This window comes from Chryseobacterium tructae (assembly GCF_030409875.1).
GTDB classification, from domain to species: Bacteria; Bacteroidota; Bacteroidia; order Flavobacteriales; family Weeksellaceae; genus Chryseobacterium; species Chryseobacterium tructae.
Map to the genome: position 1 here is coordinate 2,107,630 of NZ_JAUFQR010000001.1, position 15,688 is coordinate 2,123,317.

Consider the following 15,688-nt stretch of genomic DNA (forward strand, 5'->3'; position numbering starts at 1 on the left):
AACGTACCGAAAACTATTTTTGAAAACATTGAAAATTTATTTTTAACAAAAATATTGTTTTTTTCAGTTGGCTGGGTTAATTTTCATTCAAATAGCTCTTAAATAGAGCAAATCTATTGAATCACTATTCTTAAAATCAATTTTTACATCTACCTTTATTATTCAAAAGTTCAAATTCAAACGATTAAATATTAACAATATGAGTTCAGCAAATAGTGCATCATTTCACGATATTTTTAAAAGCCAAAGCGAAATTCCAGAAGAATATAAAGTACCCGAAATTCATCAGAAAGTCTATCTTCTTAATGGGGAACTGGTGGAATGGAATGGAGAAACTCAGAATATCTATTCCCCGATTTGTATCCCTACAGAAAATGGATTAGAGAGAAAACTGTTGGGTAGTATTCCCAATATTGGACAGAAGGAAGCTATGGAAGTTCTTGAGGCTTGTGTAAAAGCCTATGATAATGGTCTTGGTGAATGGCCGACAATGTCTGTTGAAGGAAGGATCAAATGCATGCAGAAATTTGTGTACCTGATGATCCAGCAGCGTGATCTGATCATAAAACTATTAATGTGGGAAATAGGGAAAACCCTGGCAGATTCTACTAAGGAATTTGACCGTACTGTAGATTATATCAATCAGACTATTGATGCTTTAAAAGATCTGGATAGAGAATCTTCCCGTTTTCAGGAGGCAGAAGGAACCATAGCGCAGATCAGAAGGGCACCACTTGGGGTAGTTCTAAGTATGGGGCCTTTTAATTATCCTTTAAATGAGATCTTTACAACATTGATTCCTGCTTTGATCATGGGAAATACAATTTTATTTAAGCTTCCAAAGCACGGAGTACTGGCTCATTACCCTTTATTGAGCGCTTTTAAAGAAGCTTTTCCTAAGGGAACAGTAAACACTTTATATGGAAAAGGTTCCGAAATTATCACCCCAATTATGGAGAGTGGAAAGGTAAATGTATTGGCATTTATTGGTTCAAGTAAAGTGGCTAACGGATTGAAAAAATTACACCCAAAAGTGAATCGCTTAAGAGCTATTCTAAGTCTGGATGCTAAGAATGCAGCTATTGTTACTAAAAACGCCAATCTAGAGGTAGCGGTAAGCGAATGTATTTTAGGAGCACTTTCATTTAATGGACAACGTTGTACTGCGCTAAAACTCATTTTTGTTCAAAAAGAAATTGCAGCAGAATTTACTATGAAGCTTAGTGAAGCCGTTTCAGCTCTGAAAGCTGGCTTGCCTTGGGAAAAGGATGTGAAAATAACACCACTTCCGGAAGTCAATAAGCCACCATATCTGAAAGAATGTATTGAAGATGCAATATTAAAAGGAGCCGCCGTTTTAAATAAAGACGGCGGGTACATGGAAGAGTCTTTTGTTTTTCCGGCAGTTGTTTATCCTGTAAATAGTGATATGAAACTGTATCATGAAGAACAATTTGGTCCGGTAATTCCTGTGGTGCCTTTTGAAGATATTGAAGAACCAATAGAGTATCAGGTGAATGCCTCTCATGGAATGCAGGTGAGTATTTTCAGTGAAGATCCGCAGGAAGTAGCCAATCTGATTGATCCTTTTGTAAATCTTGTAAGCCGTGTCAATATCAATTGCCAAGCACAGCGTGGTCCGGATGTATTTCCATTTACCGGAAGAAAAGACAGTGCAGAAGGTACACTTTCTGTGTTTGATGCTTTGCGTTCATTCTCCATCAGATCCCTGGTAGCTGCAAAACTTACAGATTCCAATAAAACTTTATTAAATACTATTGTAAGGGAACATGATTCTAATTTTTTAAGCACAGACTATATTTTTTAAAGCTAATCCCAAGCTGTATTTAACATAAAATAAAAATCCTTAATAAATACTTGTATTTTTTAAGGATTTTTTAACTTAAAGGCTGGAATTAGAATATTTTGTGTTATAACAAGGCGAGGTTTTTATAAAATCTTACCGTAAGGATTAGTGTGTAAATCATGTCTTCATCGGAACAAGAATTTTTAGAGAAAATTGAAAAGCACAAAGGTGTTATTTTCAAGATTTCTAAAATGTATATGGATAATAAGGACGATCAGAATGACCTCTATCAAGAGATCATTTATCAGGCATGGAAATCTTACGGCGATTTTCAGCAGCGGAGTGATTTCTCAACATGGCTTTATAGAACTGCGCTTAACACAGCAATTGTTTTTTTACGAAGTGAGAAAAAACGTAGCTTTATACAAAATCAGGATATTGAGGTGCTCAATGCCCAGCAGGAACCTTATAATGATATTGATGATCAGAATATGAAGTTGATGTATGAGGCTATTCATCAGTTGAGTCCTATTGATAAAGCCCTTATTTTTTTCTTTCTGGAAGATTTTTCAGGGAAGGAAGTTGCTCATCAGCTGGGTATTACAGAAGTTAATGCCAGGGTGAAACTTAAAAGAGCGAAGGCAAAACTGAAGGAGATCATTGCAAAACAGAGAACAGGTTCAATTTAAAAGATAAAAGAATGGAGTTAGAAAACTTTAAAGAACTTTGGAATAAAGATACAGGACAGGAACCACCTGAAATATCCCTTGAAAAACAGCGTGATATTCATTCTCCGCTCCAGATGCTGAAGATCAATATGAAAACCGAATTTTGGCTGATGGTTGTTACATTGCCATTACTATTAACGAGTTTTCCATTTGCTTCTACAGATTCCAATGTAAGAACCATATCAACATTGGTCACTATTCTGACCATAGCCTTTATGAGTTACTTTTATTCCCGTTTTCTTAAGCTTTATAAATTACTTCAAAAAAATAGTATCAATACCAATTATGATTTGTTCAATCTTAAAACCCAGCTTTTAATCTCCAGGGAAATCTATATCTCATACTATATTTCCTATATCCCGCTTGCTTTTCTCTTATCTCTGATTAAGATTAATTTCCATTTTGAGATGGAGTACAATCTGGCCATTTTCGGAATAAGTTTTTTTATTACCTTATTATTGGTATGCTTTATTATAAAATACTGGATCTATTATATGTACGGAAGATACATTGATGATGTGGTATACCTGGTAGATGAGCTGAATGGAGTAGAAGTAAAACCACGAATTGAAAAAAAGAAAACCTGGTTTGAGAGATCCCAAAAGTTTTTCATGAATAAAATGGGGATTAAAGGGAATATCCTGAACACAATTATATGGTACGTATCAGTTTATATTTTTATTATATTGTTTTTAACTCTGGTTCTTCTTATCATCATTATCATTGGAGCTAAGCTGAATTGTATTGATATCACAACCTTGCAAAGAGCCTTAGATCGATTAAATTAAAGATACTTTACTGAAAATTAAATAAAAACTGGTGGAAAAAACGACCAGTTTTTTTGTGTAATGATGTAACATTTTCGTTTTTTTTCTACTAACTACTGAGCTATTATTACTTTTATAAACACACACAATTATTTCGAATAAAGCACTATCCTAAAATAGTAGACATTAAAAAAAAACACAGTGAGAGGCCTGACAGTATTTTCTGTCGGGTTTTTTTATTTTTTTTAATTAATTTCTGTAACAATTTTTTTCAATGAAAACTAACTTTATAGAGCAACAAGTTATGACCTCATTAGAACAAGCATTTATCCATAAGATTGAAAGACATAAAGGAATCATTTTTAAGATTTCTAAAATGTATATGTCTGATAAAGATGATCAGGATGATCTTTTTCAGGAAATAACCTGTCAGTTATGGAAAGCATACCCCAACTTTAGAGGAGAAAGTGAATTTTCAACCTGGTTGTACAGAATAGCTTTAAACACAGCTATTATTTTCCTCAAAACTGAAAAGAGAAGAAGTTTTATTACTAACAATGAGAATTTATCTCATCATTTTATTCCTCAGGAAGATTATGATAATGAGAGAGAAGAAAGAATGGTAGAAATGTATACAGCAATTCAGTTACTCAATCCGATTGATAAAGCTTTTATTTTTTATTATCTGGAAGATTTTTCAGGGAAGCAGATTGCCGATCAGATGGGGATTTCCGAGGGCAATGCAAGAGTAAAAATGAATAGAGCTAAAAATAAATTAAAAGATATCTTAAATCAACATAATCCTAACCAATATTAAATCCTAATCCAATGAATATAGATGAATTGAAAAATACCTGGAATGAAGATATTGCAAATGAAACCCCTGAAATAAGCATAGATCAGAGAAATAAAATAAATCTTCCCCTTGAGAAAGTGCGCAAAAATATGCGCATGGAATTCTGGTGGGTGGTGGGCATCTTCGTTTTTGCATTCCTGGTCTGTTCCGTTTGCCAGCCCTTTAAACTTCAATTGTATATCACAGTTTTGATCGCTTCAATGCTTATTGTTACCATTTTCTTTTACAGTAAGTTCTTCAAATTGTATAATAATATCAGCAATACAGAACTTAAGACTAGTGATTCTCTGAAAGATCTCGTTACTCAGTTAAACCTGAATAAACAATATTATCTATCTTACTATATCAGTTTTGCACCATTTATAGTATGTGAAATTCTTATCGTCCTGGAATTTATACCGTGGCCACAGCCTTTAAGTGAGATTAAAATAGCTGTTATTTTGATTAGCAGCCTTGTCGGTGGCTTATTTTTACTTTTTTTATGTGGTAAATTCTGGTTCCATCGTTATTATGGGCGATACATCAATCATATTGAATCTCTTTTAAATGAACTGAGAAAGTAAATTTAAATAGAATCGGCGGGCTGAAAGCCCGCCGATTCTATTTATTATATCTATTTATTAACTTTTCATAAAGAGAATGTCAATCTTTCCGTTTAATTACTGATATCTTTTTCCTTCCCGATTTCCTTCCTTATCCAGTCCAGTTGAGGATCCTTTTTATCAATAATATCCTGCATGCTTTCTTTGATTTCTACATTAGGAACAACTCCTTTGTGGGTATCTGAAAAATCAATATTCGGCTGTACAAGAAGAAGTCCGATCGGAAATCTGATTTCGGAATTGGGTAATTTCTGATAAGAATAAAAACCTGCTACGGTTCCATCATTGGCACCTCCGGTTTCTTCTCCTACAAGAGTCGCTCTTTTATCATTTTTAAGCTTTGCGGTAATGATGGAAGATGCAGAGAAACTTCCGCCGTTGATCAGAACAAAAACTTTTCCATGGAAAGCTTCCTTATTAGGCTTTGTAGGTTTGTCAGCTTTCATTTTATAGAAAACCTTTCCATCCTTTTTATAAGTGCTGAAAGCCTGGGCAAAAAAGTAACTTGGATAGGAGATACTCTTAATCGCATAATCTAATGGAGTGCTTTTTCTGAAATAATTGGTTCTCAAGGGGATATCTCTTGAAGTAACCTGGGATGGCTTAATCAGGGTAAAAGGCTTGTCGGTAAGGTATGAATATAGATTATTGATCTCATAAAGAGAACCGCCATAGTTGTTTCGAACATCTATGATGAGATAATCTGACTTGGCATTTTTTATCTTTGAAAAGGTCTTTTTATAAAACTCATCCGAATATTCTCTTGAAAAGCTTTTCACTTTGATATAAGCTATGGTACTGTCCTTATCCAGAAATTTAAAACTTCGGTTATAGGAATTGCTGGCAGCTACATAATCGTTCAGCTTTTTTTCCTGAGTTCGTTTATTCATTTCCTTATCCTTTTCAAGATCAGTATCGGATTTTGATTCCCTGCTTAAGATATAAGTATGTTTTTCACCTTTATAAAGAGTCTCAATGGTTGCTCTGTCGGCAAGTCCATTTTCTGCGGTATAATAACTGAAAAATAGATCTTTTAAAAAATAAGGCTGAAAAGTTGTATTATAACCATCACTGCTGATGAGGTTTCTGTATTTTTTGATGTAGTCCGAAACCGGAATATTGTTGATCGATAAAATTTCGGTTCCAGGTTGAATGTTTTCAATACCATCCCTGTTCTCTGTAATATACATCTGTTCTCCGGAAACATAATATTCAAATCTGCTGAACAGTCCTTTTTTATGTTCCAAAGTCTTGATTTCCCTTTTTGTAAATTTTTTTCTGGGAATTCTTAATGAAAGATGTCCTTCCCGAATTCCGGCAATCACTGGTTGAAGTTTAAAATAGAACTGTAGTGGAGTAAGTGGCTCGGTAATGGTTTGTTTAAGACTGTCAAACTTGCGTTCCAATTCTTTTTTGGGAATATACCAATATAATTGGGGATGCATCTGCTGAAGTTTTGAATAAGCAAAATCTACATCTTCTTTAAGCTGCTCAGGGGGAATACAGGAAGCTCTCTGTTCATTGTGCCTTTTAATAGATGCACATGAGGAAAGCATGGCCAGAATAAATAATACCGAGTAATTTTTCAATAGATCTTTGAGTTTTTTTAAGCTGCTAAAATAGAAAGTTTAAAATTAATCATTACTTAAATGAATAATAAATTTTTTGAAAAACATGATAAATTTAGTTAAAAAAATACACTCAAACACATCTTATTTTCATGTAAGGACAAAAGTAGGTACCTTTGAAGTCTATTTTTTTACAAATGATGTATTGGATTTTTACGATTGTAATTTTATTGATAGCAACCTATTGTGTCGTAATTAATAGGATGGCATTTGGAGCTGTTCCCAAGGGAAAACGTCTGATACGTATTAGACAGTCGAAGCTTTACAGAAATAAACAATTTCAGAATATCAGTCATACACCTTCCATTGCAGAAGGATATAAAATGAGCAAGGTAACCTATGACTTCCTCTTAGGTAAAAAGCATCCATTACTGAAGCCATTAAAGGAAGTTCCTTCTATTCATACAGATCTAAAGAGCCTGGACAAAAATACAGATGTTTTTATATGGCTGGGGCATTCATCCTATTATATACAGACAGACGGAATTTCATTTTTGATTGATCCTGTATTAAGCTTATATGGTTCACCTTTCAAATATTTTAACAAGGCATTCAAAGGAGCTGATATCTTTACACCTGAGGATATACCAAATATTGATTATCTGGTGATCACCCATGACCATTTTGACCATCTTGACTATCCTACTGTGAAGTCAATCAAAAGTCGTACAGCGATGGCTATTGTTCCATTAGGCGTAGGAGCGCATTTGGAGCGATGGGGCTATACAGAAGAACAGCTTATTGAAGAAGAATGGGATACAGTAGTTGAATTAAAAATAAAATCAGACTAACCTTTACGCCTGCCAGGCACTTTTCCGGTAGAAGATTAAAGCAAAACGATACTCTTTGGACTTCCTATGTACTGGAAACCCCTACAAAGAAAATCTTCTTAGGGGGCGATAGTGGCTATGATTCTCATTTTAAAATAATTGGCGAGAAATATGGACCATTTGATTATGCTATCCTTGAAAACGGGCAATATGGTGAAGCCTGGAGATATATCCATACCTTACCTGAGGATGTTATTCAGGCGGCTATTGATATAAATGCCAGGCATATTCTTCCGGTGCATGCTGCAAAGTTTGCACTGGCACTTCATCCATGGAATGAGCCATTGCAAAAAATAACAAGCTTAGGTAAAGAGAAAAACTTAGATATCCTTACTCCGAAAATTGGAGAAGTCGTAGACCTGAATCTTCAAGATCAGCAGTTTACAGTCTGGTGGGACTAAGCATGCCAGATATCCTTATATCTTCTTGGATGATTTTCAAATTGTTGACGTACAAAATCACATTCCGGGTCTACAAGCAAATCTTTTTCTTCTGCATAACGAACCAGCTCATCCAATAGTAATTTGGCATAACCTTTACCCTCACGATCTTCATCAAGCTTGGTATAATATACAATAAGAAGTCTTCCGTCAACCTCTATGGACATATAACCCGCTTTTTTTTCATCAATAAACAACTGCAATTCATCCTGATATGGAGATACCATAAATTTTATATTTTCCATAATTATTGAGATTTGGTTGATAAAAAAATAATATTGAGAACTCCCGAAAACATTCTCTTCCTTAAAATTACAAAATTATTTAACATGAAATAATAGTTTTTGAGAATCTTAACGAATTTTATTAGTGTACAAGATACAAGATACAAGATACAAGATACAAGATACAAGATACAAGATACAAGATACAAGATATAGTTGTTATATCTCAAGGATGGCTGGGTACTATCAATAGAGGTGAGCTTTAGCCCGCCTAAATAAAAAAATGGAATTCATAAGGCTTTAGCCAAAACCTAAAAGCTTTCCACCAACCTTCTATTTCGAATACCGTGTAACGCGTATTCAATATTCCGCATCCTATATTATTTCCTTGCTGTTTAAAAATATTTAAAGCTGTTAAAAAGTATACAATTCACTAATTGATAATTATAAAACTTTATGAAAATTGTAAATTATTTTAAAGATAATCAGTTATTTATGTTTTTTATTAACAAATATTGGGATTTACGATTAATAATTGGCACTTTAATTGACTATGTCATCATGTTTAATTTAAAAGAGGAGTGAAATGAAAAAGTTATTGTTAACAGCATTTTTGATTGGGACATTTAGTTTGAGCTATGCCCAGTCGGATTATTATAATGATTATAGAAGAAGTATTTCAGATGTTAATTGGCAGACAGTGATTGCAGATCTATTGCTTTCTAGAACACAAGCTAATCAAGTCTATGCATTGAATGACAGATACCGTGATTACGATTCATGGAATAGAGTGTATGTAGTAGAGCCTGGAAGATGGAAAGGAGACCGATATTCAGAATTGGAAAGAATTCTTGGAAGAGAAAAATACATTGTTTTTAAAAAGAGATATTATAGAGGACAAAATCCTGTGATCATATACGGGCGAAATAAAAATGATTATAAAAGATATCGTAAAGATCAGGAAAAATACTATAAAGAGAGAGCCAAATATTACAAAAAACAAAATAAACATCATAGACACCATGGAGATGGTGATTGGGATTAACCATTATCAACTATATATATTCACTATTGAAATGGCTGGCATTCGTGCTGGCCATTTTTATTATAAGTACTATTGCTAATAATCATCTATTCTCCATGAGAATATCAAGATCAATAGGAATGGGCTTTAGCCCATTCAAATAAATAAAAGATTCTTCATCTGGCTTTGCCGAAATTTAAAAACTCCACGATTCATCTATTATCACAATAAAATTCTAACAAAAACTTATTCAGATATAAAACATCAATAGAAATCAACGGCCATAGTACTTCCAGCCTCCATCTTCCTACTTCCAACCTCTAAATTCCCTTTCTTAAAATTATATCCGTTAATTTGTTTGAATTTTATAACTTTGAAATATGGAATCAAATGAATCAATACAAGGTTTTTATGAACGAAATGCTCCCGGATTCGGGTCTCTATGTTTAGGACCAAACAAAATGGGGCATTTTAATGTGTTTTCAAGAGATCACTGTTCATTATTATCACCATACAGCAGAAGAGATTATTATAAAATTTCACTGATTATAGGAAAAGGAAAGCTTCATTATGCTGATAAATGGATCTACGTAGATCGCCCTGCTTTGTTATTTTCCAATCCTATTGTTCCTTATTCCTGGGAGGCTGAAGATGATGACCAGAAAGGTTGGTTTTGCCTTTTTACAGAATCATTTTTGCAGAATGGGAGCAGATTGGGGAATCTTCAAGATTCACCTTTGTTTAAAATTGGGGGAACTCCGGTTTTCTTTGTGGAAGAAGAACAGCAGAAAGTTCTTTCTGAGCTGTATACGAAAATGATGACGGAGATTCAGTCAGATTATGTCCATAAATATGATATGCTGAGAGCGTATCTCCATTTGATGATTCATGAAACGATGAGAATGCATCCGGCAGATACTTTTGAACCTTATCAAAATGCATCCCAAAGAGTGGCTTCCTTATTTATGGAACTGCTGGAAAGGCAATTTCCAATTGATAGTCCTGAAGCCTGTTTGAAGCTGAAGACTCCCAATGATTATGCACAAAGTCTTTCCATTCATGTGAACTCTTTAAACCGATCCGTAAAAGAAATTACAGGGAAAACAACAAGCCAGCAGATTACAGCAAGAGTCATACAGGAAGCAAATGCTTTATTGACCCATACAGACTGGAATATTGCAGAAATTGCTTATGGATTGGGATTTGAAGAACCGGCTTATTTTACCAATTATTTTAAAAAACAAACTGGAATAACCCCCAATACTCTAAGATTGAACCTTGTTTGAATTTTATAATTCTTAGTTTGAATTCTATATCGAGGATAGCTGATTCATGTTCTAATTTTGTCCTGTAAAATTAAAATCAAAACCGTCATGAAATTTAAAAAATTAGGAAACACTGGTGAACAACTTTCTGCTATTGGATTAGGTTGTATGGGAATGAGCTTTGCGTATGGGCCGGCAGATGAACAGGAAAGTATCAATACATTGCATAGAGCATTGGATTTAGGCGTTAACTTCTGGGATACAGCAGATATGTATGCTGACGGAGAAAATGAAAAATTAATCTCTAAAGTTTTAGTCCCTAATAGAGATAAAATTTTTATTGCTACAAAATTTGGGTTCAGATTTAAAGATGGAAAAGCAAGCCATAGTGGTGCTCCCGGAACATACTTTGATGGTTCTCCGGAATGGATCAGAAAGGCTGTAGATTTAAGTCTTCAGAGATTAAAAATTGATACAATAGATCTTTATTACGCCCACAGAATTGATCCCAATGTTCCCGTTGAAGAAACGGTAGGAGCTATGGCAGAATTGGTGAAAGCTGGTAAAGTAAAATATATTGGTTTGTCTGAGGCTTCCCCAGAATCTATCAGAAAAGCCAATGAAATTCATCCGATTGCTGCCTTACAATCAGAATACTCCATCCTTACCAAAGATGTTGAGAATGAGATATTGCCAACAATTAGAGAATTAGGAATTTCTTTGGTTCCTTATTCACCATTGGCAAGAGGGCTTTTTGCTAACATTAGTGAGGTGCAAAATCTTGGAGATGATGATTTCAGAAAATCATTACCTCGTTATCAGCAGGAATACCTTGAAAATAATACAAAATTAGCTAATGAAATCAATGAGTTTGCTGCTTCTAAAGGAGTAAAAGGAACTCAGCTGGCCTTAGCATGGGTATTGAATCAGGGAGACGATATCATTCCGATTCCGGGAACCAAACGCATCAAATATCTTGAAGAGAATGTTGCAGCCGCTAGTATAGAGCTGTCTCAGTCAGATTTGGCAACTATTGATGCTATCCTGAAAAAATACCCAAATGTAGGAGAAAGGTATAACGAAGGCTCAATGAAACTGGTCAACAACTAAACATTAAACTTACACTGGGTTTCTGAATATCAGAAGCCCAGGTTTTTCTATAAAATATATTGCACTTATTAGTCTAAAACATTTCCATCTCAGGAAATGTTATTTTAGTTATAATGAATGCAGAAACACCACCTAAATTATGAATAGAAGAGAATTATTGAAAAGCGGATTGCTGGCAGGAACACTAAGTCTTGTTCCTTTTTCCAATGTATTTGCAAAAACGAAGACCATCTCAGAAAAAACAGGAGATGATCTTTCCGGTTTTAAAAAGATTAACCTTGGAGAATTAGAGCTGTTTATTCTGACAGACGGATATATTCATGAGAAGGATCTGAACTCATTTGCTCCAAGAGGAAATATTTCTGAATTGAAACCATCCTTAAAGACAACTTCAGGGCAGATACCTATATTGATATGGCAGTCAATATTCTGCTTGTTAAAACAAAAGAAAAGCTGATTCTGATGGATACAGGGATGGGAATATTTGCTGATGAAAGAACTGGATTTTTATTAAAAAGCCTTCAAAAAGCAGGATTCTCAGTCAACGATATTACAGATGTTTTCCTTTCTCATGCTCACCCCGATCATATGGGTGGAGTAGTAGATAAACAGAATAAGCTTGTTTTCCCCAATGCTGCTGTTTTTATTTCAAAAATAGAACACGATTTTTGGATGAAGGCTTCCCTTAATGATTTTAATAACAGTGCTTTGAAGGCCCATCCCGAAATGCTCACCCAGATTATCCCGGCACTTCAGAATATATTGAAAACGATTCAGCCAAAGTTGAAATTTTATGATTTAAACAAGACGCTGTATAATCACTTCAGTTTTCAATTAGCTCCCGGACATACACCCGGTTTAACTGTTACTACAATATCATCAGGGAATGAAAAACTGATGTATGTTGCTGACCTCATTCACTCAGATATTATTCTTTTTCCACATCCTGACTGGGGTTTTTCAGGAGATACAGATCTGGATATTGCGACTGCTTCGAGAAAGAAATTTCTTAAGCAGTTGGCGGATACAAAAGCCAGAGCATTTGCTTCTCATTTGCCATGGCCAGGACTGGGCTTTACAAAAATAAAGACTCCGGGATTTGAGTGGATTCCTGAGAGCTTTATGAATTAGAACATCGTTTAAGATAATGAATAGGAGCGGGCTTTAGCCCGCTCTCATCATCATAAATCATTCATCCGGCTTTAGCCAAAACTTAAATATCACCCAATATGAGTTCTGAAGAATATAGCTTTCTGAACATGATATATGTGACGATAAGGACAGAGAAAGCTATGATGGCATCTATTGTTGCAGGAAAACCAAGCACTGCTATTTTTGAAAAGAAGGCAAAAATGATATCAAAGAACATGCCTGCAAAGACCCATTCTTTAAGCCTTAATAGTTTGTTGGGGAGTAGAAGAACCAGAACACCTGATAGCTTAAATACCCCCAAAATATAAATGAAATGTGGTGGATAGCCTAATTGCCGGGTAATATCCCATACTACAGGATTTTTTGTGAGTTCAAAGAAGCCGCTTGCTCCAAACCATAATGACATAAAAATAGCCCCTGACCAATAAATGATTTTTGTTGTTTTTGTTTTCATTTGTCGTATTGTTTTAATGATTATTGTACTGAGTTGAAATGACCCTTTGCAGCCTGAAAGACTTCTCCTGTTCCTGGATTCTGAATGAAAGCTATCACTTCCCAGTTATCTGCAGAAATGGTTTCGGAAGTTGAAATATGCTTACTCCCTTTGTCTGTTTATTTAAGACTATTGAGTTCTGTTTGTGTACGATTTGCCAATGTTGTAAATGACGGCCTTCATTTTCGCCTTTTCCTACATCTGTTGAAGCGTGTTTCTCAACCAAACTTACCAGAAGTATGTTTTTAGAACCTGGGTCAGGAATGTCATACTGTACCTGAATTTCGTTTTGAATAACCTTCGCAGAAATACTGATATTGGTATTTGATTGACGTGATAGAGCTGTTTGAAGGACACTATTTACTGCATTTTTATCAGAACCCACAAATTCGGTTTTTCCATTGACAACCAATTGAGGGGTATAAACCTGAGAGCCCAGAATCCGACTGTACATTTGCTGACGCTGAGAATTTTCCGTAGAGCTGAATCGGTCTTTCCATCCCAGACGGTTCCAGTAATCAACGTGGTAGGATAAGATATAGACATCTTCATTTGTATACTCTTTCTCAATCTTTCCCATTAGTTCATCAGCAGACGGACAACTAGAACAGCCTTCTGAAGTAAAGAGTTCCAGAACAGCGAATCCTTTATTTTCGTTGGTTGAATATTGTTTTGTTTTCTCTTTTCCGCCTTTTTGAACAAAAGCAAAAATGGTAAATAATGATAGGGTAAAAATCCCGACGGTGATTGTATTCTTTAGTATCATATCTTTTAATTTGATTCAAAAGTAGATACTGTTGAGGCTCAAAAGAATATCAAAATAGCTGAATCAGACAAATTGAGGGGTGAACCTGGAAAATGAAAAGAAGAATATTTTTTATAAGCCGGAAAATAAAAATTGCAACTCTATTGTAAAGTTGCAATGATTGATTTTTAATAAGGAAAAGAGGATTATCTATCCTCCAGCCACGTGAAAAAGCTATGCGTTTTTTCTTTATTGATTAAAAGCTTTTCAGGAGTTTCAATTGTAAGTTTTACCAGAATTTTACGTTGAAAATAATGTTCCATTTCCTTAATGGCTTTAAAATTGACAAGATATTGTCTGTTAACCCTGAAGAATTGCTTGTCAGATACCTGCTCTGCAATTTGCCCAAGTGGCTGGGTAAGAGGAAACTGTTCTTTGGAAAACGTCACAAGATGAGTAATTTCATTATGGATATAAAAATAAGCGATATCTTCAGTAAGTACAGTCGTATATTTCTGATTTTTAAATACAAGAAAGCTGGTTTTTCCTGATGGCTGTTGGATTTTCTGTAGGAGAACACTAAGGTCGGGCAGCTCATTTTTCTGAAAGAAACTCTTTAAATCATCAACCTTTTTCAAAGCTTCTGAAATATCTGCTCTGGAAAATGGCTTCAATATATAATCTACTCCTTTACTTTTAAAAGCATCCAGCATATATTGGTCGAAGGCAGTACAAAAAACCACAGGACAGGTAATTTCCACGGCTTTGAAAATTTCAAATGAAAGCCCATCAGACAGTTGGATATCCATAAAGATCAGGTCTGGCTTTATACCGTTTGATAATGCTTCTACACTGCCTTCAATGCTGTCATAGACTCCCAGTATCTTTGAGTCCGGTTTGAGGTCTAAGATTAAATTCTGCAGGGACTTTGCCGCCCTGAATTCGTCTTCAATGATGATGATATTCATGGATCAATGGTAGTTTTATCTGAAATGTTTTTTCGTCTGAATTAATGATGATATCCTGTTCCAATAAGTGTTTGTAGCGCATTTTAATATTGTCAAGACCTACACCCAAAGAATCTTCTATGGAAACTTTGCGTTGGATAGGGTTTTCAATGATAATGTGGTTATCTGCATTATAAATTTTAATGTGTAAAGGTTTGCTTTGTGAAACAATATTATGTTTGATGCAATTTTCAACTAAAAGCTGCAATGTAAATGGTGGAACTAAGGTTTGAAACACTTCTTTTTCGAGTTCCAGGGTAAAAGTGATGCCCTCACCAAAACGAGCCTTTTGAAGAAAAAGATAGGCATTCACTATTTTCATCTCTTCCTGCACTTTAATAAGGTCGAGTTTTCTGCTTTCAAGGGTAAACCGATAAAAATCAGAAAGCTTTACAATAAAGTCAACCGTTTCTTCATCATGGGTTTCTGCCATTGATTTCAAGGTGTTCAGGCTGTTGAAAAGGAAATGCGGGTTGATTTGTTGCTTTAATAATTCATATTGAGCACCAAGATTGTCGCTTTTTACCTTCTCAAGTTCAAGTTCTATCTGCTGGCCGGCATAATTATTCTGCAATAAGGTTAAAAACATATAGCATACCAGGTTGATAAGAATTCCGCGTACTTCCACCATCAGCATAACCGGTCCAAAGTTGATATGAGATAGAATCAGTTGCTGAACCCATGCTAATCCAAACATAATAACCATTCCAAAGGCCAGAACCACCAATAATCTGGAGTAGGAAATATGTTGTCTTCGTTTGCTGGTTCGGTTCAGCATATAAATATTAATGTACCACATGATCACTGAAAATGCTGCTGTGATGACTGAGTTTACAGCAGCTTCCTTCCAGTTAACTCATGGGAGGCGAGCTGAGGAACAGAAGATAAAATTCCTAGAAAAATAGAGCTTATCCAGATAATGGCTTGTGATATTCTTATTTTTTGTTGCTGCATTAGAACAGGAGATTTGAAAAGGTTAAATTAATGCTTTTTATCGGCAAAATGATCAA

18 protein-coding genes and 1 pseudogene are annotated in these 15,688 nt (G+C 34.8%); 13 read left to right on the forward strand and 6 right to left on the reverse strand.

The genetic code is table 11. The features are described 5' to 3' along the window. Positions 1-199: 199 nt before the first annotated feature. The 5 genes from QWZ06_RS10420 to QWZ06_RS10440 all read left to right on the forward strand — a co-directional run bounded on the left by QWZ06_RS10420 (position 200) and on the right by QWZ06_RS10440 (position 4,721). Positions 200-1,828, forward strand: a complete 1,629-nt coding sequence (locus QWZ06_RS10420) for an NADP-dependent glyceraldehyde-3-phosphate dehydrogenase (protein ID WP_290297829.1) — start codon at positions 200-202, stop codon at positions 1,826-1,828. Between the two features lie 158 nt (positions 1,829-1,986). After that, the gene (locus QWZ06_RS10425) at positions 1,987-2,496 is read left to right on the forward strand and encodes an RNA polymerase sigma factor (protein ID WP_290297831.1); all 510 of its coding nucleotides are present in this window, start codon (positions 1,987-1,989) and stop codon (positions 2,494-2,496) included. Between the two features lie 11 nt (positions 2,497-2,507). Next, positions 2,508-3,323: a hypothetical protein gene (locus QWZ06_RS10430; protein WP_290297833.1), complete on the forward strand. Its 816-nt coding sequence runs from the start codon at positions 2,508-2,510 to the stop codon at positions 3,321-3,323. A gap of 253 nt (positions 3,324-3,576) precedes the next feature. Then, entirely contained in the window at positions 3,577-4,119 is a 543-nt protein-coding gene (locus QWZ06_RS10435) for an RNA polymerase sigma factor (RefSeq protein WP_378170240.1), read from the forward strand. Between the two features lie 11 nt (positions 4,120-4,130). Then, positions 4,131-4,721, forward strand: a complete 591-nt coding sequence (locus QWZ06_RS10440; RefSeq protein ID WP_290297835.1) for a hypothetical protein — start codon at positions 4,131-4,133, stop codon at positions 4,719-4,721. A gap of 92 nt (positions 4,722-4,813) precedes the next feature. Here QWZ06_RS10440 and QWZ06_RS10445 read toward each other — a convergent pair whose 3' ends face one another. Next, on the reverse strand, positions 4,814-6,349 hold the full coding sequence (locus QWZ06_RS10445) for a S41 family peptidase (RefSeq protein WP_290297836.1): 1,536 nt from the start codon (positions 6,347-6,349) through the stop codon (positions 4,814-4,816). Positions 6,350-6,504: 155 nt separating this feature from the next. Here QWZ06_RS10445 and QWZ06_RS10450 point away from each other — a divergent pair, with 155 nt between their 5' ends. The 3 genes and pseudogenes from QWZ06_RS10450 to QWZ06_RS10460 all read left to right on the forward strand — a co-directional run bounded on the left by QWZ06_RS10450 (position 6,505) and on the right by QWZ06_RS10460 (position 7,619). After that, entirely contained in the window at positions 6,505-7,179 is a 675-nt protein-coding gene (locus QWZ06_RS10450) for an MBL fold metallo-hydrolase (RefSeq protein WP_290297838.1), read from the forward strand. Beyond that, positions 7,170-7,400, forward strand: a pseudogene (locus tag QWZ06_RS10455) (MBL fold metallo-hydrolase); the annotation flags it as partial. The gene QWZ06_RS10450 and the pseudogene QWZ06_RS10455, both read left to right, overlap by 10 nt. Before the next feature lie 54 nt (positions 7,401-7,454). Continuing rightward, positions 7,455-7,619: a hypothetical protein gene (locus QWZ06_RS10460; RefSeq protein WP_290297840.1), complete on the forward strand. Its 165-nt coding sequence runs from the start codon at positions 7,455-7,457 to the stop codon at positions 7,617-7,619. Here QWZ06_RS10460 and QWZ06_RS10465 read toward each other — a convergent pair. Beyond that, a complete protein-coding gene (locus tag QWZ06_RS10465) occupies positions 7,616-7,903 on the reverse strand; it encodes a GNAT family N-acetyltransferase (protein WP_076549875.1) in 288 nt (95 codons plus the stop codon). The genes QWZ06_RS10460 and QWZ06_RS10465 overlap by 4 nt on opposite strands. A gap of 565 nt (positions 7,904-8,468) precedes the next feature. Between QWZ06_RS10465 and QWZ06_RS10470 the strand changes: the two genes are divergently transcribed. The 5 genes from QWZ06_RS10470 (at position 8,469) to QWZ06_RS10490 (ending at position 12,412) form a co-directional block, all read left to right on the forward strand. After that, positions 8,469-8,927: a hypothetical protein gene (locus QWZ06_RS10470; protein ID WP_290297845.1), complete on the forward strand. Its 459-nt coding sequence runs from the start codon at positions 8,469-8,471 to the stop codon at positions 8,925-8,927. A 359-nt stretch (positions 8,928-9,286) separates the two neighbouring features. Beyond that, positions 9,287-10,192, forward strand: a complete 906-nt coding sequence (locus QWZ06_RS10475; RefSeq protein WP_290297847.1) for a helix-turn-helix domain-containing protein — start codon at positions 9,287-9,289, stop codon at positions 10,190-10,192. A gap of 87 nt (positions 10,193-10,279) precedes the next feature. Next, positions 10,280-11,281 carry an aldo/keto reductase gene (locus QWZ06_RS10480; protein ID WP_290297850.1) on the forward strand — a complete coding sequence of 334 codons (1,002 nt, stop codon included), beginning with the start codon at positions 10,280-10,282 and terminating at the stop codon, positions 11,279-11,281. Positions 11,282-11,420: 139 nt separating this feature from the next. Beyond that, entirely contained in the window at positions 11,421-11,738 is a 318-nt protein-coding gene (locus QWZ06_RS10485) for a hypothetical protein (RefSeq protein WP_290297852.1), read from the forward strand. Continuing rightward, positions 11,696-12,412 carry an MBL fold metallo-hydrolase gene (locus QWZ06_RS10490; protein ID WP_290297854.1) on the forward strand — a complete coding sequence of 239 codons (717 nt, stop codon included), beginning with the start codon at positions 11,696-11,698 and terminating at the stop codon, positions 12,410-12,412. Before QWZ06_RS10485 ends, QWZ06_RS10490 begins: the two co-directional genes overlap by 43 nt. Before the next feature lie 82 nt (positions 12,413-12,494). Here the strand turns inward: QWZ06_RS10490 and QWZ06_RS10495 are convergent, their stop codons facing one another. From QWZ06_RS10495 to QWZ06_RS10510, 4 genes are all read right to left on the reverse strand, one after another. Beyond that, positions 12,495-12,887: a DoxX family protein gene (locus QWZ06_RS10495; protein ID WP_290297856.1), complete on the reverse strand. Its 393-nt coding sequence runs from the start codon at positions 12,885-12,887 to the stop codon at positions 12,495-12,497. A 94-nt stretch (positions 12,888-12,981) separates the two neighbouring features. Beyond that, a complete protein-coding gene (locus QWZ06_RS10500) occupies positions 12,982-13,692 on the reverse strand; it encodes a DUF1223 domain-containing protein (RefSeq protein ID WP_290297857.1) in 711 nt (236 codons plus the stop codon). Between the two features lie 185 nt (positions 13,693-13,877). Then, positions 13,878-14,639, reverse strand: a complete 762-nt coding sequence (locus QWZ06_RS10505) for a LytR/AlgR family response regulator transcription factor (protein ID WP_290297859.1) — start codon at positions 14,637-14,639, stop codon at positions 13,878-13,880. Next, entirely contained in the window at positions 14,620-15,456 is an 837-nt protein-coding gene (locus tag QWZ06_RS10510; protein ID WP_290297861.1) for a sensor histidine kinase, read from the reverse strand. The genes QWZ06_RS10505 and QWZ06_RS10510 overlap by 20 nt, the downstream gene beginning before the upstream one ends. Between the last annotated feature and the right edge of the window lie 232 nt (positions 15,457-15,688).

Bases quoted from the DNA above. Each gene is read 5' to 3' on its own strand.
- QWZ06_RS10495 (WP_290297856.1), bottom strand. From the start codon at position 12,887: ATGAAAACAAAAACAACAAAAATCATTTATTGGTCAGGGGCTATTTTT.
- QWZ06_RS10480 (WP_290297850.1), top strand. From the start codon at position 10,280: ATGAAATTTAAAAAATTAGGAAACACTGGTGAACAACTTTCTGCTATT.
- QWZ06_RS10465 (WP_076549875.1), bottom strand. From the start codon at position 7,903: ATGGAAAATATAAAATTTATGGTATCTCCATATCAGGATGAATTGCAG.
- QWZ06_RS10485 (WP_290297852.1), top strand. From the start codon at position 11,421: ATGAATAGAAGAGAATTATTGAAAAGCGGATTGCTGGCAGGAACACTA.
- QWZ06_RS10505 (WP_290297859.1), bottom strand. From the start codon at position 14,639: ATGAATATCATCATCATTGAAGACGAATTCAGGGCGGCAAAGTCCCTG.
- QWZ06_RS10470 (WP_290297845.1), top strand. From the start codon at position 8,469: ATGAAAAAGTTATTGTTAACAGCATTTTTGATTGGGACATTTAGTTTG.
- QWZ06_RS10435 (WP_378170240.1), top strand. From the start codon at position 3,577: ATGAAAACTAACTTTATAGAGCAACAAGTTATGACCTCATTAGAACAA.
- QWZ06_RS10425 (WP_290297831.1), top strand. From the start codon at position 1,987: ATGTCTTCATCGGAACAAGAATTTTTAGAGAAAATTGAAAAGCACAAA.
- QWZ06_RS10430 (WP_290297833.1), top strand. From the start codon at position 2,508: ATGGAGTTAGAAAACTTTAAAGAACTTTGGAATAAAGATACAGGACAG.
- QWZ06_RS10510 (WP_290297861.1), bottom strand. From the start codon at position 15,456: ATGCTGAACCGAACCAGCAAACGAAGACAACATATTTCCTACTCCAGA.
- QWZ06_RS10440 (WP_290297835.1), top strand. From the start codon at position 4,131: ATGAATATAGATGAATTGAAAAATACCTGGAATGAAGATATTGCAAAT.
- QWZ06_RS10420 (WP_290297829.1), top strand. From the start codon at position 200: ATGAGTTCAGCAAATAGTGCATCATTTCACGATATTTTTAAAAGCCAA.
- QWZ06_RS10500 (WP_290297857.1), bottom strand. From the start codon at position 13,692: ATGATACTAAAGAATACAATCACCGTCGGGATTTTTACCCTATCATTA.
- QWZ06_RS10490 (WP_290297854.1), top strand. From the start codon at position 11,696: ATGGCAGTCAATATTCTGCTTGTTAAAACAAAAGAAAAGCTGATTCTG.
- QWZ06_RS10475 (WP_290297847.1), top strand. From the start codon at position 9,287: ATGGAATCAAATGAATCAATACAAGGTTTTTATGAACGAAATGCTCCC.